At 50.6% G+C, this 18,654-nt stretch carries 15 protein-coding genes and 6 tRNA genes; 9 read left to right on the top strand and 12 right to left on the bottom strand.

From position 1 onward, the window contains the following. Positions 1-51: 51 nt before the first annotated feature. From NNO04_RS20880 to NNO04_RS20865, 4 genes are all read right to left on the bottom strand, one after another. Positions 52-127, bottom strand: a tRNA-Lys gene (locus tag NNO04_RS20880). 4 nt (positions 128-131) lie between these two features. Further along, a tRNA-Val gene (locus tag NNO04_RS20875) sits at positions 132-207 on the bottom strand. A 45-nt stretch (positions 208-252) separates the two neighbouring features. After that, positions 253-328, bottom strand: a tRNA-Val gene (locus NNO04_RS20870). Positions 329-372: 44 nt separating this feature from the next. After that, positions 373-448, bottom strand: a tRNA-Val gene (locus NNO04_RS20865). Between the two features lie 258 nt (positions 449-706). On the opposite strand from NNO04_RS20865, the gene gltX reads away from it, so the two are divergent. Continuing rightward, the gene (gene gltX / locus NNO04_RS20860) at positions 707-2,122 is read left to right on the top strand and encodes a glutamate--tRNA ligase (protein ID WP_271446283.1); all 1,416 of its coding nucleotides are present in this window, start codon (positions 707-709) and stop codon (positions 2,120-2,122) included. A 56-nt stretch (positions 2,123-2,178) separates the two neighbouring features. Here gltX and NNO04_RS20855 read toward each other — a convergent pair whose 3' ends face one another. Next, positions 2,179-2,571: a MerR family transcriptional regulator gene (locus NNO04_RS20855; protein ID WP_162383259.1), complete on the bottom strand. Its 393-nt coding sequence runs from the start codon at positions 2,569-2,571 to the stop codon at positions 2,179-2,181. Position 2,572: 1 nt separating this feature from the next. After that, positions 2,573-2,935, bottom strand: coding sequence for a YfeC-like transcriptional regulator (locus NNO04_RS20850; RefSeq protein ID WP_271446282.1), 363 nt, complete (start codon positions 2,933-2,935; stop codon positions 2,573-2,575). 220 nt (positions 2,936-3,155) lie between these two features. Between NNO04_RS20850 and NNO04_RS20845 the strand changes: the two genes are divergently transcribed. The 3 genes from NNO04_RS20845 to NNO04_RS20835 all read left to right on the top strand — a co-directional run bounded on the left by NNO04_RS20845 (position 3,156) and on the right by NNO04_RS20835 (position 5,749). Then, positions 3,156-3,231, top strand: a tRNA-Ala gene (locus NNO04_RS20845). 38 nt (positions 3,232-3,269) lie between these two features. Beyond that, positions 3,270-3,345: transfer RNA gene (locus NNO04_RS20840), tRNA-Ala, on the top strand. A gap of 205 nt (positions 3,346-3,550) precedes the next feature. Next, complete coding sequence (locus NNO04_RS20835) at positions 3,551-5,749, top strand: sensor domain-containing phosphodiesterase (RefSeq protein WP_271446281.1); 2,199 nt, start codon at positions 3,551-3,553, stop codon at positions 5,747-5,749. A 43-nt stretch (positions 5,750-5,792) separates the two neighbouring features. Here NNO04_RS20835 and nupC read toward each other — a convergent pair whose 3' ends face one another. Further along, complete coding sequence (gene nupC / locus NNO04_RS20830) at positions 5,793-6,980, bottom strand: nucleoside permease NupC (protein ID WP_162383256.1); 1,188 nt, start codon at positions 6,978-6,980, stop codon at positions 5,793-5,795. 273 nt (positions 6,981-7,253) lie between these two features. On the opposite strand from nupC, the gene NNO04_RS22975 reads away from it, so the two are divergent. After that, on the top strand, positions 7,254-7,343 hold the full coding sequence (locus NNO04_RS22975; RefSeq protein ID WP_442870758.1) for a hypothetical protein: 90 nt from the start codon (positions 7,254-7,256) through the stop codon (positions 7,341-7,343). Continuing rightward, on the top strand, positions 7,324-8,562 hold the full coding sequence (locus NNO04_RS20825) for an Nramp family divalent metal transporter (RefSeq protein ID WP_271446280.1): 1,239 nt from the start codon (positions 7,324-7,326) through the stop codon (positions 8,560-8,562). Before NNO04_RS22975 ends, NNO04_RS20825 begins: the two co-directional genes overlap by 20 nt. A 73-nt stretch (positions 8,563-8,635) precedes the next feature. Here NNO04_RS20825 and ypeC read toward each other — a convergent pair whose 3' ends face one another. Beyond that, positions 8,636-8,968 carry a DUF2502 domain-containing protein YpeC gene (ypeC, locus tag NNO04_RS20820; protein WP_271446279.1) on the bottom strand — a complete coding sequence of 111 codons (333 nt, stop codon included), beginning with the start codon at positions 8,966-8,968 and terminating at the stop codon, positions 8,636-8,638. Positions 8,969-9,094: 126 nt separating this feature from the next. After that, positions 9,095-10,093: an L-glyceraldehyde 3-phosphate reductase gene (gene mgrA, locus NNO04_RS20815; RefSeq protein ID WP_271446278.1), complete on the bottom strand. Its 999-nt coding sequence runs from the start codon at positions 10,091-10,093 to the stop codon at positions 9,095-9,097. A gap of 185 nt (positions 10,094-10,278) precedes the next feature. Between mgrA and NNO04_RS20810 the strand changes: the two genes are divergently transcribed. Continuing rightward, positions 10,279-11,934 (top strand): alpha-keto acid decarboxylase family protein, encoded by a 1,656-nt coding sequence (locus tag NNO04_RS20810; protein ID WP_271446277.1) that lies wholly within the window; start codon positions 10,279-10,281, stop codon positions 11,932-11,934. On the opposite strand, the gene NNO04_RS20805 is transcribed toward NNO04_RS20810, so the two are convergent. Next, positions 11,935-13,170 (bottom strand): ion channel protein, encoded by a 1,236-nt coding sequence (locus NNO04_RS20805; protein ID WP_271446276.1) that lies wholly within the window; start codon positions 13,168-13,170, stop codon positions 11,935-11,937. It abuts the gene before it with no gap. Positions 13,171-13,374: 204 nt separating this feature from the next. Here NNO04_RS20805 and glk point away from each other — a divergent pair, with 204 nt between their 5' ends. Beyond that, complete coding sequence (gene glk / locus NNO04_RS20800; RefSeq protein ID WP_271446275.1) at positions 13,375-14,340, top strand: glucokinase; 966 nt, start codon at positions 13,375-13,377, stop codon at positions 14,338-14,340. A gap of 76 nt (positions 14,341-14,416) precedes the next feature. On the opposite strand, the gene ypdB is transcribed toward glk, so the two are convergent. Then, entirely contained in the window at positions 14,417-15,157 is a 741-nt protein-coding gene (gene ypdB / locus NNO04_RS20795; protein WP_271446274.1) for a two-component system response regulator YpdB, read from the bottom strand. Between the two features lie 14 nt (positions 15,158-15,171). After that, on the bottom strand, positions 15,172-16,869 hold the full coding sequence (gene ypdA, locus NNO04_RS20790) for a two-component system sensor histidine kinase YpdA (protein ID WP_271446273.1): 1,698 nt from the start codon (positions 16,867-16,869) through the stop codon (positions 15,172-15,174). Between the two features lie 390 nt (positions 16,870-17,259). On the opposite strand from ypdA, the gene alaC reads away from it, so the two are divergent. Continuing rightward, complete coding sequence (alaC, locus tag NNO04_RS20785; RefSeq protein WP_271446272.1) at positions 17,260-18,498, top strand: alanine transaminase; 1,239 nt, start codon at positions 17,260-17,262, stop codon at positions 18,496-18,498. Positions 18,499-18,654 lie beyond the last annotated feature (156 nt).

Below are 18,654 nucleotides of genomic sequence, written 5' to 3'. Positions count from 1 at the left end.
CATTAAGTTCTGCGCATAGCAAAAAGGCGCCTTTAGGGCGCCTTTTTACATTGGTGGGTCGTGCAGGATTCGAACCTGCGACCAATTGATTAAAAGTCAACTGCTCTACCAACTGAGCTAACGACCCGAAGTGGTGGGTGATGACGGGATCGAACCGCCGACCCCCTCCTTGTAAGGGAGGTGCTCTCCCAGCTGAGCTAATCACCCACTTCGGTACTTCATATTTTGCAAGAAATCCAGCTGGCGAGAAAGTGGTGGGTGATGACGGGATCGAACCGCCGACCCCCTCCTTGTAAGGGAGGTGCTCTCCCAGCTGAGCTAATCACCCACTTCTCAATTTCTTGCTACACGGCGGAGACTACACTAAGTAGTTGGTGGGTGATGACGGGTTCGAACCGCCGACCCCCTCCTTGTAAGGGAGGTGCTCTCCCAGCTGAGCTAATCACCCCCGCTGTGTGGAGTCGCATTATAGGGAGAGTTGAAAATGAGTCAACGCATTTTCTAAAGAAATTGTTCGTTCGTCGTAAAATTATACAAAACGATCGCAGAATGGTCCGCGCCGCATGATTTATAAACAAAAATGGCAAAGCGTGATGTTCCAACCGGATCAACATTGAGGAATCAGGCCACAGTGATAGAATACCCGCCTACTGATCTTTCCAGGATTTGCCGGTTGTCGGCATCTTTATAAACGTAAGGCCATTTCATGAAAATTAAAACTCGCTTCGCGCCAAGCCCGACAGGATATCTGCATGTCGGCGGTGCGCGTACTGCTCTTTATTCCTGGCTTTTTGCACGTAATCACGGCGGTGAGTTTGTGCTGCGTATTGAAGACACCGATCTCGAACGTTCCACGCCGGAAGCTATTGAGGCCATTATGGATGGCATGAACTGGCTGAGCCTGGAATGGGACGAGGGTCCGTACTATCAGACGAAACGCTTTGATCGCTATAACGCGGTGATTGATGAAATGCTCGAAGCAGGGACCGCATATAAATGCTACTGCTCAAAAGAGCGTCTGGAAGCGTTGCGTGAAGAACAGATGGCGAAAGGCGAGAAGCCACGTTATGACGGCCGCTGCCGCCACGGTCACGAACATCATGCGGAAGATGAACCGTGCGTGGTGCGTTTTGCCAACCCGCAGGACGGTTCCGTTATTTTTGACGATCAGATCCGTGGCCCGATCGAATTCAGCAACCAGGAGCTGGACGATCTCATTATTCGCCGCACTGACGGTTCTCCGACCTATAACTTCTGTGTGGTTGTCGATGACTGGGATATGGAAATTACCCACGTTATCCGTGGTGAAGATCATATCAACAACACCCCGCGCCAGATCAACATCCTGAAAGCGCTGAATGCGCCAGTGCCGGTTTATGCACATGTGTCTATGATCAACGGCGATGACGGTAAAAAGCTCTCCAAACGTCATGGCGCGGTAAGCGTGATGCAATACCGTGATGACGGTTATCTGCCGGAAGCGTTGCTGAACTATCTGGTCCGTCTGGGCTGGTCCAGCGGTGACCAGGAGATCTTTACCCGCGAAGAGATGATCAAACTCTTTTCTCTGGGGGCGGTGAGCAAGTCTGCCAGCGCGTTCAATACTGAAAAACTGCAATGGCTGAACCATCACTACATTAATGCTCTGGCACCGGAATATGTGGCGACTCACCTGCAATGGCACATCGAGCAGGAAAACATCGACACCCGCGTTGGCCCGGAACTGGCTGAACTGGTGAAATTGCTGGGTGAGCGTTGTAAGACCCTTAAAGAGATGGCGCAAAGCTGCCGTTACTTCTACGAAGATTTCGCTGAGTTTGATGCTGATGCAGCGAAAAAACATTTGCGTCCGGTTGCGCGTCAGCCGCTGGAAGTGGTGCGTGACAAACTGGCCGCGATTGATAGCTGGACGGCGGAAAATGTTCACCACGCGATTCAGGCGACTGCCGATGAGCTGGAAGTCGGTATGGGTAAAGTAGGGATGCCGCTGCGCGTTGCCGTCACTGGCGCAGGCCAGTCACCAGGTCTGGACGTTACCGTCCATGCTATCGGGAAATCCCGTAGCATTGAACGTATTAATAAAGCACTGGCGTTTATTGCTGAGCGTGAAAATCAGCAGTAAGAAGGGCGGGTAAATAAAAAAACGGCAGGAGTGTATCCTGCCGTTTTTTTTGGATGTTACTGAGATTCATCAATATTCAGGCGAGCGAGAAAGCCGCGAATACCTTCACGTGAAAGTAACTGTGCCAGTTTTTCTTGCTCTGTCGAGGACATGTTGTCCAGGGCATCAACAATCTGTCGATACGCATGACTGTGAGTAAAATGCTCGTATTCCGCGAGGGGTTCTTCCAGTTGATAAAACGCAGGGGTTTTCCGAAAGGCAGGAATATTGAGGATAAACTCCCGGACACTTGCATCAATATGAATGAGTCTTGCCCGACCACCTTTAACACCGGGAAATTTTTCTGTTTTCCAGTTTTGTTCTCTGATCCAACGGTTAACAGTTTGTTTGGCCACGTTCAGGCACTCCGCCAGTTCTTCCGTGGTCATTTTGCTGCGTAATCTTTTCATATTATTTGCTATCGCGAATCCCTAAGCGTTGTAACAAACCGGTAATTCCTTCCCGCAGGAGTAATGACGTAAAGTTCTTCTGTTCCGAAGGCGTCATCTCCTTGGCAAGTGTGATGAGTAGAGTTTCAAGTGAGGAATCGGCAGATAACGGAAAAGGTTCCGTCATACTTTCAGTTGAGCGTTCTGCACTACGGATATATTCACGTACCTGTTCATTGACATGAACCAGACGAGCCTTTCCTCCCTGAACTCCGGGTTTTGGTGATGTCGCCCAACCTTCCTTGCGTACCCATTTATTGATGGTCTGTCGGCTATAACCGGTCAGATTCGCGAGTTCTTCTGGCGTCATCCGTTCCTTGAACATAAGATTCCCTGAATAGATGTGGGGTTAATTAGTGGTTCATTTTATAGCACCATTTTAGTAGAAACCGTGACGGGATTAACTACTGAATGCGAGTTGTTACGCAATGATCTTCATTTGCATGCTTTTTCAGCGATTGAGTTCCGCAGGGTAATTTTGCCGTTGACACGTGCGAAGGGAATTCATATGATGCCGCCCGTCAACTCGACAAGCTTTACGTAATGGGGCTATAGCTCAGCTGGGAGAGCGCTTGCATGGCATGCAAGAGGTCAGCGGTTCGATCCCGCTTAGCTCCACCAAATTCTATCCCAAGGAATTTGATACGTAACAGCATCGTGGGGCTATAGCTCAGCTGGGAGAGCGCTTGCATGGCATGCAAGAGGTCAGCGGTTCGATCCCGCTTAGCTCCACCAAAATATTGACCCTCGCTGAAAAGCGGGGGTTTTTTATATCTGCAATTTTCCTTTCAATTTCATACTGTTCACCCCTCGTAGTGTCTCTCTACGCGAAGCAATAGCTCGCAAAACCTGGTGTTAAGCGGGTATCAGGTTGCTTCGTGTCGCGAATAAACTTATCATTTATGCGTCTTCTTTATCGTTTTATGAGAGCATTGATTTAATGCCAGTGAATAGTAATACATTAAAAAATATAAGAAAATTTTCTCTGGCTCTAGCGCTTACCGTTATTGCGATACAATTTTCCCGCTTGATTTCCCCGTTAGCCGTTGTTGATTCCAGCGCTATTTACTTAGCCTGGCTGCCGCTGTGCGTGATTTATTCTGTACTGTTTCTCTTTGGCAGACACGGTATTGCGCCAGTCATACTTGGCATGATGGTGACCAATCAGTGGAACTTCCACCTGCCGTTTGCACAGGCGGCGGTTCTGCTGTTTTGCCAGCTCTTTTTTGTCCTGGGGATGTGCGTGCTGGTGCGCTGGCAAATCGGCTCTCGTTGGCGCTATCGACTTCCTGACAAAAATATCTGGGTGAGGGTGTTCTGGCTGGGGTTTATTGCTCCCGTTGGGATCAAAGTTATGATGCACCTGGCAGGGCGATACCTGGACTATCCGGTAGAAATTTCAACCTTTTTTGGTACTGCGACGGCGATTTACACGGTTGTCGACGTTTTAAGTTTGATTTCTGCCGCGCTGATTTTCACGTTGTTTTTCTACTATCCCATACGCATGATGGTGAATCCGCGTTATGCACGCGTGTTTTGGCGCAGGGAAGTTGTCGCCCGCATTCGCAAAAAGAATCGATTCTATATCATGGGTTGGCTCATGGTGCTGTCGGCTCTGCTGCTGGTGATGTGTACACCGTATCATGCTGACTATGTTGCAGGTTACCTTGTCCCGGTGTTCTTCATTGTTTTTACGCTGGGTATCGGTAGGTTCAGCTATCCATTTTTGAATCTCAGTTGGGCGGTCTCAGCGCTTGCATTGCTGACATACAACAAAAATTTCCTGCAGGGCGTCGTATCCGCCTATTCACTGGCTTTTATACTCTCTGTACTGATTTCCTTCAGTATTTGCATGCTTTACATGGCACGGATGTACCAACGTGGTGAATGGCTTAATCGGCGTTGGCAGTTGCAAGCACTGACGGATCCGCTCACCCAATTACCCAATCTGCGGGCGCTGGAGAAATTTCTGGGTAATGAGTCCGGACAGAGTGTGTGTTGCCTGCGCATGGAGAACCTGGAGTTTCTGAGCCGCCATTACGGCATGCTGATGCGCGTTCATTGCAAGAAATCGGTATTTCGCGCCTTACAGCCTTTTCTGATGGAAAAAGAGAGCGTATTTCAACTTCCGGGGAGTGAGCTGTTGTTCGTGCTGACAGGGCCAGAGACAGAAGCCAGATTGCAGCATATGGTCAACCTTCTTAGTAGCCGAAAAATTTACTGGAATAATACCGGGCTGGATATGGCGTATGGCGCGTCCTGGGGGACGTTCGATGGCCAGCAAGAAACGTTACAACCAATGCTCGGACAACTGAGCTGGCTGGCGGAACAATCCTGCACGCATCAGCAGATTCTGGCGCTGACAAATAGCCTTGAGGCGGCTTCCGGGCAGACGACTGAGCGAGTATTGCTGCTGCAAAAAATACGTAACGCTCTGGAAAGTGACGATTTGGTTTTGTATGCACAACCCATTTGTGACGCCCAAGGGAAGGGATACCATGAGATTCTGGCGCGGCTGAGAAGTGATGACGACCTGATGATGCCTGATCAGTTTATCCCCTTAATTACCCGGTTTAACCTCAGTGCGCGCTTCGACTTACAGGTGGTGGAGGCGTTGCTGAAATGGCTCTCTGTGCATCCTTCACAACAGAAGGGGGCGCGTTTTTCCGTCAATTTGATGCCGTTGACGTTGATGCAAAAAGAGATCTCGCTGCACATTATTCGTCTGTTCAAACGTTATCAGATAGCGCCGGAAAGCGTGATTATTGAGATTACGGAAGAACAGGCTTTTTCTAACTCAGAGAGTAGCGTGCAGAATATTGAACATCTGCGTAAATTCGGTTTCAGGATAGCCATCGATGATTTTGGGACCGGGTACGCAAATTATGAGCGTCTGAAGCGATTGAAAGCCGACATTATCAAGATCGATGGTTGCTTCGTGAAAGATATTGTGACTGATTCCCTGGATGCCATGATCGTCAAATCCATCACTGACATGGCAAAAGCAAAGTCTCTGAGCGTGGTGGCTGAATTTGTCGAAACCCCGGAACAGCAGGCGCTTTTATTAAGTCTTGGCGTGAACCATCTACAGGGTTATCTGATTGGGCGGCCTCGTCCTTTGACAGAATTGCAGGCATAAAAAAACCGGGGAGAGTCTCCCCGGTTTTCAATGTCATCTTACATTACAGAACCAGTGCAGCGATAGACGCAGACAGTACGCTAACCAGCGTAGAGCCATACACCAGTTTCAGACCAAAACGGGAAACCACGTTGCCCTGCTCTTCATTCAGACCTTTGATTGCGCCTGCGATGATACCGATAGAAGAGAAGTTAGCGAAGGAAACGAGGAAGACAGACAGAATACCTTCAGCGCGCGGAGAGAGCGTAGAGGCGATTTTCTGCAGATCCATCATCGCAACAAACTCGTTAGAAACCAGTTTGGTCGCCATAATACTGCCCACCTGCAGCGCTTCGTTCGCCGGAACACCCATTACCCAGGCAATCGGATAGAAGATGTAGCCCAGAATGCCCTGGAAGGAGATGCCCAGTACGGCAGCAAACAGTGCGTTCAGCGCGGCAATCAGGGCGATGAAACCAATCAGCATGGCGGCAACAATAATCGCTACTTTAAAACCAGCCAGAATGTATTCACCCAGCATTTCGAAGAAGCTTTGGCCTTCGTGCAGGTTGGACATCTGAATATCTTCTTCGCTGGCTTCGACGCGGTACGGGTTGATCAGGGACAGCACGATAAAGGTGCTAAACATGTTCAGAACCAGCGCTGCAACCACATATTTTGGGTCCAGCATGGTCATGTAAGCGCCGACGATAGACATGGAAACCGTGGACATCGCCGTGGCGGCCATGGTGTACATGCGGTTGCGCGACATTTTGCCAAGAATGTCTTTATAAGCAATAAAGTTCTCAGACTGGCCCAGAATCAGGGAGCTTACGGCGTTAAAGGATTCCAGTTTGCCCATGCCATTGACTTTGGACAGCAGGAAACCGATAGCACGGATAACGATCGGCAAGACGCGAATATGCTGGAGAATACCGATCAGTGCAGAAATAAAGACAATAGGGCAAAGGACTTTCAGGAAGAAGAATGCCAGACCTTTATCGTTCATGTTGCCGAAGACGAAGTTTGTCCCTTCATTGGCAAACCCGAGCAGTTTTTCAAACATCTCGGAGAAACCTTTTACGAAGCCCAGACCGACGTTCGAGTTCAGGAAGAACCAGGCCAGTAATACTTCAATGACGAGTAACTGAATAACGTAACGAATACGAATTTTTTTACGGTCATGGCTTACCAGCAGCGCGAGCACTGCAACGACGGTAAGGGCCAGGACAAAATGAAGGACGCGGTCCATATTTGCTCCAAATATGAGGCAGGTTTAATTTCCGTGCACATTCTATGCAACAACACCAAAGAAAACGAGATCAAACACACACTATAATAAGGACCTGTGACGAGATTCAAAATTAGTGATCTGCGATACACTTCCGTTATGCTGAGTATGGAAGTGAAAAGTTATGTCAGTGTGCTAATCTACTAACAATTATTAAACAATATACAACCATATCCCAGTACCTCAACGATCCATCGTTCAACGCTATCAGAGAAATCAATTTTACCCGCTTCAATGCACTTGATAAGCATTCTCAATAAACATAATATGAAACATAGCAAAGGCTATGTTTTTGAGGCAAAAGATGACAAACGATCGCGTTGAGAGTAGCAGTGGACGGGCAGCGCGCAAGTTGAGGCTCGCATTAATGGGGCCTGCATTTATCGCGGCTATCGGATACATCGATCCTGGTAACTTTGCGACCAATATTCAGGCCGGGGCCAGCTTTGGGTATCAATTACTGTGGGTGGTCATCTGGGCTAACCTGATGGCGATGTTGATTCAGGTGTTGTCAGCCAAACTGGGTATTGCGACCAGTAAAAATCTCGCGGAACAGATTCGTGACCACTACCCACGTCCTGTGGTTTGGTTCTACTGGGTTCAGGCCGAAATTATCGCTATGGCGACCGATCTGGCTGAGTTTATCGGCGCGGCCATCGGCTTTAAACTCATTCTTGGCATCTCGTTATTGCAGGGGGCGGTACTGACCGGTATTGCCACGTTTTTGATTCTGATGCTGCAACGTCGTGGGCAGAAACCGCTCGAGAAAGTCATTGGCGGACTCCTGCTCTTTGTGGCGGCGGCTTACATTGTGGAGTTGATTTTCTCCCAGCCGAATCTGGCGCAACTGAGTAAAGGGGTGATTATCCCGAGTTTACCCAACTCTGAAGCGGTCTTCCTGGCGGCCGGGGTTCTGGGGGCGACGATCATGCCGCACGTTATTTATCTGCACTCTTCGTTAACTCAGCATTTGCACGGCGGTTCGCGCCAGCAACGCTATTCGGCAACCAAATGGGATGTGGCTATCGCGATGACTATCGCAGGGTTTGTGAACCTGGCGATGATGGCGACAGCCGCTGCGGCGTTCCACTTTAGTGGTCACTCCGGTGTTGCCGATCTTGATCAAGCCTATTTAACGCTGAAGCCGCTGCTTAGCCACGCCGCCGCCACTGTATTTGGCTTGAGCCTTGTGGCTGCAGGACTCTCCTCCACCGTGGTGGGAACCCTGGCAGGGCAGGTCGTGATGCAAGGGTTTATTCGCTTTCATATTCCGCTTTGGGTACGCCGTACGGTCACGATGATGCCATCGTTTATTGTGATTCTGATGGGGCTTGACCCGACGCGTATTCTGGTGATGAGCCAGGTATTGCTCAGTTTTGGTATTGCGCTGGCGCTGGTCCCTTTACTGATATTCACCAGCGACCGTTCCCTGATGGGCGATTTGGTCAACACGTCGTGGGTAAAATATCTGGGATGGTTGATTGTCATACTGGTTGTTGCGCTGAATATCTGGCTGCTGATCGGTACGGCGCTGGGATTGTAATATTAATGACGCAACGACAAAACTTTCTGGCATAAACAGAGCGTAATAAAAAAGAGCCCGAAGGCTCTTTTTTTTAATGGTGATGTTTTTTATCGTGACCGTGTCCATGACCACGATGATCATCGCGATCGTTCCAGCCTTCACGGTATCCGCGTTCGTAAGCTTTACGCTTATCCCAACCACGGTGATAACCATTATCGTGTCGCCACCAGCGATTCTGACGCCATTCATAATGATTGTGCCAGTAATCGCGGTCACGCCAATATCCGCCGTCCCAGTAGTTACCGTAATTGTCGCGATCGCCAATTTGTAATTTTATTGATGGCAACAGGGTGATTTCGCCAGCGTTAGCGGCCAGCGGTGTAAAAGCCAGTAAGGCTGCCGCCAGAATCAGTGACCTGAACATACTTTCTCTCCTTCACGATCGAAGCCGTAACCGGCCTGTTAACGCAATATTACGAGGCAGTAAAGCCCCGTTTCATCGCCTTAACTCTTAAATTTTGTAAGAGAGCATTTTTTGTTAAAACTATAGTTATTTTGTACTGTTCAGGATGGTGTCAATCTCTGCACATTCCTCGGCGGTGAAGTGGCGGTTTGCCAGCATCCCAATGGCGTCCTCTAATTGCGCGCATTTACTGGCGCCAATCAGAACGGAGGTGACGTTATCATCGCGGAGCACCCAGGCTAACGCCATTTGCGAAAGTTTCTGTCCTCGTCGCGCGGCCAGCGCATTCAACTGGCGGACTTTATCCAGTTTTTCGCTAGTGATCTGCTCAGGATTCAGGAAACGGCTTGCGCTGGCCGCACGGGAATCAGCAGGAATACCATTGAGATAGCGGTCAGTTAACTGCCCTCCAGCCAGAGGCGAGAACGCGATACTCCCGACCCCTTTCTCCTGTAGTAACGATAAAAGACCGCCTTCCACCCAGCGTTCGAACATTGAGTATTTGGGTTGGTGGATCAGACAAGGCGTTCCCAGATCGTCGAGAATCTCAATCGCTTGTCGGGCAAGGTCAGCCGGATAATTTGAAAGCCCGACATAAAGAGCTTTGCCCTGACGCACAACATGATCCAGAGCCTTCATCGTCTCGTTGAGCGGTGTTTCGGGATCGGGACGGTGATGGTAAAAAATATCGACATACTCAAGTCCCATTCGTTTCAGGCTTTGATCAAGGCTGGAGATCAAATACTTACGCGAACCCCAATCGCCGTAAGGTCCTTCCCACATGGTGTAACCCGCTTTTGTGGAAATGATGAGCTCGTCGCGCCAGGGTAAAAAATCTTCCTGGAGAATACGCCCGAAGTTGCGTTCTGCGGAGCCGGGAGGCGGACCGTAGTTGTTGGCAAGATCAAAATGGGTGATACCCAGGTCAAAGGCGCGTTGTAGGAGTGAGCGACTGTTTTCTAGCTGGGTGGTGTCGCCAAAATTGTGCCATAGCCCCAGTGAAATTGCAGGAAGCTTTAATCCGCTTTGACCACAGTGGCGGTATTCCATTGTCTGATAACGATTTTCATCAGCCTGATAAGCCATTTTGTTACCTCTTTCAGTGACGTCGTCTTTTAAGTGTATACGTTTACACTGCGCCTTATTCAATGAGATTGTGCTACGAAAACTGTAAATTCTGCTTTCCACCCCCAATCGCCGTGACGTTTCTGGACAGCTATCACAGTTCTTTAATACTCAACAGTGAGGTTACCGTCAGAAGGATAGCTGTCATGAAAACCCTCTATTCAATAGCGGATTATCTGCTGGACAGACTGGCAGGTTGCGGTATCAACCATCTTTTTGGTGTGCCGGGCGATTATAATTTGCAGTTTCTCGACCATGTTATTGAGCACCCCGAGGTATGTTGGGTCGGGTGTGCAAACGAACTGAACGCCGCCTATGCTGCCGATGGTTACGCCCGGGTCGCGGGGGCAGGGGCGTTACTGACAACATTTGGCGTCGGTGAATTAAGCGCTATCAACGGGATTGCGGGAAGCTATGCAGAGTTTGTTCCCGTATTGCATATCGTCGGGGCACCATGCCGGGGCGCACAGCAAAAGAGGGAGCTGATGCACCACACCCTTGGCGATGGCGATTTTCAGCACTTTTACCGCATGAGTCAGTCGGTAACGGTTGCCAGCGCCATGCTGGATGAACAAAATGCCTGCCATGAAATTGACCGTGTGCTGCGTGAAATGCTGACCGAGCGTCGCCCCGGTTATCTAATGCTTCCCGCGGATGTGGCCAGAGCGCCGGCGACCCCGTTCGCAAATTCGCTCACGGTAACGCCGTCTGATCCAGACAGCAGCGTAGTGGCTGCGTTTCGCTACCATGCCCGCCAGCGATTGATAAACAGCCCACGGGTCGCATTGTTAGCCGATTTTCTGGCGCTGCGTTTTGGCCTGCAACCGGTGCTCCAGCGCTGGATGGCGGAGACGTCTATGGCGCATGCCACCTTATTGATGGGTAAAGGGTTATTTGACGAACAGCATCCGCATTTTGTCGGTACCTATAGCGCCAGCGCCAGCAGTGAATATGTGCGCCAGGCAATAGAGGATGTCGATATGACCCTTTGCATCGGCACCCGATTCATTGACACACTGACCGCCGGTTTCAGTCAGCAGCTTCCACAGGAACGTACGATTGATGTCCAGCCTCATGCTTCGCGAGTGGGCAATACCTGGTTCAGCGGTATTTCTATGGAACAAGCCGTCACCACATTACGAGAATTGTGCCTGGAGTTGTCTTTTTCCCCTCCTCCTGCTCGTCCTCCCGTTGCGCGTACGCAGGTAGAAAAGGGACCGCTGACGCAGGAAAATTTCTGGCATACGCTGCAGAAGTATCTGGTTCCCGGGGATATTGTGCTTGCCGATCAGGGCACCGCCGCGTTTGGCGCAGCCTCGCTCTCGCTACCTGCTGGTGTGGACGTGCTGGTACAGCCACTTTGGGGATCGATTGGCTACTCGCTGCCTGCTGCGTTTGGCGCGCAAACGGCCTCTCCAGACCGTCGGGTGATCCTGATAACCGGGGATGGCGCGGCGCAACTGACCATCCAGGAGCTGGGTTCAATGATGCGAAATGGACAGACGCCAATCGTTTTACTGCTCAACAACGACGGTTACACCGTGGAGCGCGCTATTCACGGGGAGAATCAGCGTTATAACGATATTGCGAACTGGAACTGGACTCAGGTGCCGCATGCGTTGAATGCAGAAGGTCAGGCTGAATGCTGGCGGGTGACGCAGGCAGTTCAACTGGACGAGGTGCTTGAACGCCTGAAATATCCGCAGCGGCTTTCGCTGATTGAAGTCATGTTGCCGAAAGCCGATTTACCGGATCTGCTAAGAACGCTCACCCGCTCGCTGGAGGCGCATAATGGGGCTTAGTTATTCATCGTGACGATGGGCGATCATCATCGGTTTCCCTGCCAGCAGTAGCCACGCCGGGAGCATCACGATACACAACAATGGCAGCAGGGTGGCGTTAGGGACGACGACTGCTGCCATAAACAGGCTCAGCCACCCGTCACGCGTGACCACCAGTACCAATCCAAGAATTGCGCAGGATACGGTGATTGCCGCCGGAACCGCCTCCACATGCGCGTGCAGCATCAGACCTAACGCCACGCCCACAAACACCGCAGGAAATATTCGTCCACCGCGAAAACCACTGGCGGCCGCAACGACCAGCGCCGCCAGTTTTATCACCGCGAGCATAAAAAAGTCAGAGGCGCTCAGTGTCTGGCTAAAGGCCAGTTGTTGCATCTCGTCCAGACCTTTAAATAAGGTCAATGGTCCACCGATCACCCCCAGAATCCCCAGAATAAAGCCGCCGACGCCCAGCATCAGTACCGGATTTTTCAGCCGATGTATCAGGTGGTGTAAACGCGGCAAACACCAGACCGCCACCATCCCTGTCGCTATCGCAATTGCCGCCACGACGGCACCACTGAAGATATCCACCAGTTGCATCTGCGTGTAGTGGGCAATAGGCAAAGAAAAATGAGGATGAAAAAACAGGCTGGTCGTGAGTGACCCGGCGGCGGCGGCCATCATGGGAGCAAACAGGCGATCCCACAAGGGGATGTCGTTGGTGCCGTTCAGCGTTTGTGAAAATATCAGCGCGGCGGCAACCGGCGTGCCAAATAACGCGCCGATAGTGCCGGCAGACGCCAGAATGGTCCAGTCGAGGGCGCCAATTCGGGGGACCAGGCGAGCGCCGAGAGCTACGGCTAACGCGATATTCACGGCCATAATGGGATGTTCCGGACCCAGGCTGACTCCGCCCGCCAGACCGATGATCAGCGCCATCAGTAAACCGGGTAGTGCGCCCGGTTTTACCGGTGCACTGATCAAAGGTTCCGTCGCCGGATCGGGACCGGCGTGACCCGGACTGAAACGGATAACGAGCCCGACCATAATCCCGGTCAGCGTCAGAATACCGACAATCCATAGCGATGAGTCGTGAGCCACGCCGAGACTGGCAGGCAGACGTTCCCACAGTATCTGCTGTAAAACGTTCGCGACTTTCATTACAGCGATTAATATCAGGCTGGAGACAACCCCGATGATCAGCGCGGGAACGGATAATAACAGCATGGTTCTGGCTCGCGGATGGAGCATGATTCATTCCTTGTACAAGGGTATAAGCCATAGTTTGCACAACCTGCTGGCTGTCATCGCTGCAAATGGTGCTGAAACGATAAAGTAATTCTGTGACCCAGATCGATATTTTCAGGGAGCCCGCTTTCCAGGCGTTGTTGTTATGCCCTCGTGAATCTACAGTGTGGCAAAGAATCATTTTGACTTTAGCGGAGCAGTAGAAGAATGACAAAGTATGCATTAGTAGGTGATGTCGGCGGCACCAACGCGCGTCTTGCTCTGTGCGATATTGCCAGCGGAGAAATTTCTCAGGCAAAAACCTATTCGGGACTTGATTACCCGAGCCTGGAAGCCGTTGTGCGTGTCTATCTGGATGAGCATAGCGTCAGTGTGGAAGACGGATGTATCGCCATTGCCTGTCCGGTAACCGGTGATTGGGTGGCAATGACCAACCATACCTGGGCATTTTCTATTGCGGAAATGAAAAAGAATTTGGGGTTCAGCCACCTGGAAATCATCAATGATTTCACCGCTGTGTCGATGGCGATTCCAATGCTGAAAAAAGAGCACCTGATTCAGTTCGGCGGTGCGGAGCCTGTGGAAGGTAAACCCATCGCGGTGTATGGCGCGGGAACCGGCTTAGGCGTAGCGCATTTGGTGCATGTTGATAAGCGTTGGGTCAGCTTGCCGGGCGAAGGAGGGCACGTTGACTTTGCACCAAACAGCGAAGAAGAGGGCATCATTCTGGAAGAACTGCGTGCCGAAATTGGTCACGTTTCGGCTGAGCGCGTGCTGTCAGGCCCTGGGCTTGTGAACTTGTATCGTGCGATTGTGAAATCAGACGGGCGTCTGCCGGAAAATTTACAACCGAAGGATGTTACTGAGCGTGCGCTGGCGGATACCTGCATTGATTGTCGCCGGGCGTTGTCGTTGTTTTGCGTCATAATGGGGCGCTTCGGCGGCAATCTGGCGTTAACGCTGGGGACCTTTGGCGGCGTCTATATTGCGGGCGGCATCGTGCCGCGCTTCCTGGAGTTCTTCAAAGCGTCGGGTTTTCGTGGCGGATTTGAAGATAAAGGCCGTTTTAAAGCCTATGTTCAGGATATTCCTGTCTATCTGATCGTTCATGACAACCCCGGTTTACTTGGCTCCGGCGCGCATCTACGCCAGACCTTGGGGCATATTCTGTAACCGGAGTACCGGATGGTGTTTTTGACGCCATCCGGTAAGCATGGCAAATCACGCGGAATAATCACCTGTTCCCGTGCTACAAATGCATTAACTGTCTGAACTCTTTCACTTTACTTCGACTGACCGGGATTTCAAATTCCAGATCTTTGAGCCGCAGTATGTAGGTGTTATTAAACCAGGGTTCAATCTCGCGAATTTTATTCAAATTCACGCAAAATGAGCGGTGGCAGCGGAAAAAATGCGACGCCGGAAGTTTGCTGCAAAATTCGGTGATATTCATCGGCATCACATACGATTCCCGCCGCGTATAAACGAAGGTCATCTTTTCATGGGCTTCAGCGTAATAAATATCGTTGATCGGCGTGACGATTATCCGCTCATCTTTCACTAAGTTGATGGTGTCATTCTCACGCGTGACGGGATTTGCGGGCGCAGTTCCGGGCGGCAGTTGCTGTTGTTGCCAGGCTGATTCCAGTTTTTGCAACATGCCAACAATACGTGATTCCTGATAAGGCTTCAGAATGTAGTCAAATGCTTCCAGTTCGAACGCTTCCACCGCATGTTCCTTCCACGCAGTGATAAACACAATAAACGGTTTATGGGCGAACTGACTGATGTTTTGCGCCAACAGAACGCCATCCAGGGAAGGAATATTAATATCCAGGAAGATGGCATCGACACGGTTATGCTGAAGAAACTTCAGAACATCCAGACCATCGTCAAACGTACCGACAATCTCCATCTGGCTGTGTTCTTTTATCAGCCAGCTTAACTCTTGCTGGGCAAGGAACTCATCTTCAACAATGATGACTTTCACAACGCATCTCCGAATTAAAGCAATAACGTTGCCGGCGCGGCGGCAGGGGAGTGCTGATTAGGCACATAGAACGCAATCTCTGTACCGGGCTCCAGGCGACGGATATGCAGTCCTTCACCATATAACAGCTTAACGCGGTGGTGGACATTGAGCAGACCAATTTTATTTCCCGGCATTTCATTGGATTCCACACGCTCGATCACTTTGGGATCAATTCCGTGACCAGTATCTCTGACGGCAATCCGTACTCGATTACCGCATTCGGCGACGCTGATAGTGACCACGCCTTTCCCTTTGCAAGGCTGGATGCCGTGGACGATAGCATTCTCCACCAAAGGCTGAATAAGCAGGCTGGGAATATAGCAGCTCACCTCTTCATCGATATCATAAATGACCGTCAACTTGTCGCCAAAGCGGGCCTGCTCAATGGCAATGTAATCTTTAATTTGATACAGCTCTTTCTTGATATCGATCTGCTCATCATCTTTCAATTCAATGTTATAGCGCAGGTAGCGCGATAAATTAAAAATGAGCTGGCGAGCGGTGTCCGGGTTTAAGCGGATGGATGATGAAATCGCGTTGAGCGCATTAAACAGGAAATGAGGATTAATTTTGCTCTGTAATGCCCGCAACTCTGCCTTATTTGCCATTTCACGTAATTGTTCAGCGCGAGAGACTTCCAGTTGTGTCGAGATGATTTGCGACAGACCAACCGCCATCTCCTGCAAAGAGGAGGTGATCTGGTGAGCGTGACAGTAATAAATTTTAAGCGTACCGGTGACGATGCCTTTCTCCCACAGCGGGATCACCAGCATTGAGTGTATTTCTGGCGTTCGATGTGCTTCATCATTGTTTTTTATGATGATTTTTCCGTAGTTTATCGCCTGCTGAGTGGTCGGGCTGACAAAGTCATCGTTCTCGCGATAATTGATTTCCCCGACGCCGACATAGGCAAGCACATGCTGGGTGTTGGTGATTGCCACCGCGTCGGCGTGAATATCATGGCGAATAATTTCACATACCTGGCGTAATGACTCGCTGTTGACCTGACGAAACAGCGGCAGTGTTTTGTTAGCAATATCCAGCGCCAGCTTGGCCTGACGCGCGGCACTGGCTTCTTTTTCCCCTTCAACGCTCTGTACCAACAGCACAATAAAACCGATGCATACACTGCCGAGAATCATAGGAATACCGATCTTCGACACAATATCGAGACCCAGTTCGGTAGTGGGTGCCCACACAATCACCAGAATCATGGTCAGCGTTTCACACAACACGCCGCCTAAAATACCCACCCGCCAGTGCTGCGTTTTGGGGATCTTGCGATTAATCCATCCTGCAATGCAGCCTGCCAGAATGCTGGTGATAAAACACGGTATGGCGGTGACGCCTCCGATATCAATGAGATAGCGATGAATACCGGCGATCACCCCTGTAATGATACCCACCCACGGGCCAAACAGAATTCCGCCTGACATGACGGCGATAATGCGCACATTGACCAGCGATCCTTCCACGGGAACGCCGGACCAGGTGCTAAACAGCGCAAACATGGAAAAGATGGCGGTAACGGCAAGCAACTCTTTTGGTGAATGTGCTGACTTGTGCAACAGTTCGCGGAACAGACGGATACGAATGAGGAAAAAAAGACAGAACAGCATCAGCGCTGCCCGATCGAATACCGCCAGCAGCATGTTGAATATTTCGTGCACGGGTGACTCTTGCGAAAGGATTAAACCCCTATGATAGGTAACCTGAGCCCACTTGACCAGCGTACCGGGAACTCCTCTCTAATGAGGAAAAACCATAATATTAAAAGGGGATTGATATTCATCCAGTTAATTGACAGTAACTCACCCGGTGGTGAGAAATTATGGTGTAATTATATTGATGTCAATATGTTAACTAAATGGGGGTTATTCATCGTTAAAGGTGTTTTTGGTATTCAGGTTTTGTTGCCCAGAGTTCCTCTTTTTAAAGGGCAACATTATTTTCGCTTTTCCCTCGACAGACGGTTTTTTTTCAGGCTATTTTCTAAGCGTGCCACCCTAGTGGCAGCGTCGCTCGGACGGTCCGGGCGCTCACGTTAATCTGAGGATATTATGGCTGACTCTCGTCCTGAACGTCGCTTCACGCGTATTGATCGTCTCCCTCCCTATGTTTTCAACATTACTGCTGAACTGAAAATGGCTGCGCGTCGGCGCGGCGAAGATATTATCGACTTCAGCATGGGGAACCCGGATGGCGCCACGCCTCCTCATATTGTCGAAAAACTGTGTACCGTGGCCCAGCGCCCGGATACACACGGTTATTCGACCTCCCGCGGTATCCCGCGTTTACGTCGGGCGATTTCCCGCTGGTACCAGGAACGCTACGATGTGGAGATTGATCCGGAAACGGAAGCCATTGTGACCATAGGTTCGAAAGAGGGGTTGGCGCACCTGATGCTGGCAACGCTCGATCATGGCGACACGGTACTGGTTCCGAATCCAAGCTATCCCATTCATATTTATGGTGCCGTCATTGCCGGGGCGCAGGTACGTTCAGTGCCGCTGGTGGAAGGCATTGACTTCTTTACCGAGCTGGAACGCGCCATTCGTGAAAGCTACCCGAAACCGAAGATGATGATCCTCGGGTTCCCCTCTAACCCCACCGCCCAGTGCGTTGAACTTACATTTTTCGAGAAAGTGGTCGCGCTGGCAAAACGCTATGATGTGCTGGTGGTTCACGACCTGGCCTATGCCGATATTGTTTATGACGGCTGGAAAGCGCCATCGATCATGCAGGTGCCAGGGGCGCGTGATGTGGCCGTTGAATTTTTTACCCTCTCGAAAAGCTACAATATGGCAGGCTGGCGCATTGGCTTTATGGTCGGAAACGCTACGCTGGTCAGCGCGCTGGCGCGCATTAAGAGCTATCACGACTACGGTACGTTTACGCCGTTACAGGTCGCGGCGATTGCGGCGCTGGAGGGCGATCAGCAGTGCGTCCGCGATATTGCTGAGCAGTATAAGCGCCGCCGTGATGTGTTAGTGAAAGGGTTACATGAAGCGGGATGGATGGTTGAGATGCCGAAAGCGTCGATGTACGTGTGGGCCAAAATTCCTGAACAGTACGCCGCAATGGGCTCGCTGGAATTTGCCAGGAAGTTGCTCAAGGACGCCAAAGTCTGTGTTTCGCCGGGAATTGGTTTTGGTGATTACGGGGATACTCATGTGCGTTTTGCGTTGATTGAAAACCGTGATCGCATCCGCCAGGCCATCAGGGGCATCAAAGCTATGTTCCGTGCTGATGGTGTATTGCCAATTGGTGCAAAATCCACACCGGAAAGCGAAGAGTAGAAAAGCAAAACAGGAGCCAATGGGCTCCTGTTTTTTTTGTCTATAGAAAACCCCCAGCTAGGCTGGGGGTTCAGTAAAGCTTTCAGCTTTGAGCCAGTTATTAAAACCCCTTTTGATTTGTTAAAACACCTTGCGGTCTGGCAACTGCAAATGTTC

Origin of the sequence: Citrobacter sp. Awk 4, from assembly GCF_028069725.1 — a bacterium.
GTDB lineage: Bacteria > Pseudomonadota > Gammaproteobacteria > Enterobacterales > Enterobacteriaceae > Citrobacter_D.
The sequence above is the reverse complement of the archived record's forward strand: the minus strand, read 5'-3'. Positions and strand labels throughout refer to the sequence as shown.

Coding starts and splice junctions, on each gene's coding strand:
- NNO04_RS20825 (WP_271446280.1), top strand. CDS start 7,324: ATGACAAACGATCGCGTTGAGAGTAGCAGTGGACGGGCAGCGCGCAAG.
- NNO04_RS20835 (WP_271446281.1), top strand. CDS start 3,551: ATGCCAGTGAATAGTAATACATTAAAAAATATAAGAAAATTTTCTCTG.
- NNO04_RS20850 (WP_271446282.1), bottom strand. CDS start 2,935: ATGTTCAAGGAACGGATGACGCCAGAAGAACTCGCGAATCTGACCGGT.
- nupC (WP_162383256.1), bottom strand. CDS start 6,980: ATGGACCGCGTCCTTCATTTTGTCCTGGCCCTTACCGTCGTTGCAGTG.
- ypeC (WP_271446279.1), bottom strand. CDS start 8,968: ATGTTCAGGTCACTGATTCTGGCGGCAGCCTTACTGGCTTTTACACCG.
- NNO04_RS20855 (WP_162383259.1), bottom strand. CDS start 2,571: ATGAAAAGATTACGCAGCAAAATGACCACGGAAGAACTGGCGGAGTGC.
- alaC (WP_271446272.1), top strand. CDS start 17,260: ATGGCTGACTCTCGTCCTGAACGTCGCTTCACGCGTATTGATCGTCTC.
- NNO04_RS20810 (WP_271446277.1), top strand. CDS start 10,279: ATGAAAACCCTCTATTCAATAGCGGATTATCTGCTGGACAGACTGGCA.
- NNO04_RS20805 (WP_271446276.1), bottom strand. CDS start 13,170: ATGCTCCATCCGCGAGCCAGAACCATGCTGTTATTATCCGTTCCCGCG.
- gltX (WP_271446283.1), top strand. CDS start 707: ATGAAAATTAAAACTCGCTTCGCGCCAAGCCCGACAGGATATCTGCAT.
- glk (WP_271446275.1), top strand. CDS start 13,375: ATGACAAAGTATGCATTAGTAGGTGATGTCGGCGGCACCAACGCGCGT.
- mgrA (WP_271446278.1), bottom strand. CDS start 10,093: ATGGCTTATCAGGCTGATGAAAATCGTTATCAGACAATGGAATACCGC.
- NNO04_RS22975 (WP_442870758.1), top strand. CDS start 7,254: ATGCACTTGATAAGCATTCTCAATAAACATAATATGAAACATAGCAAA.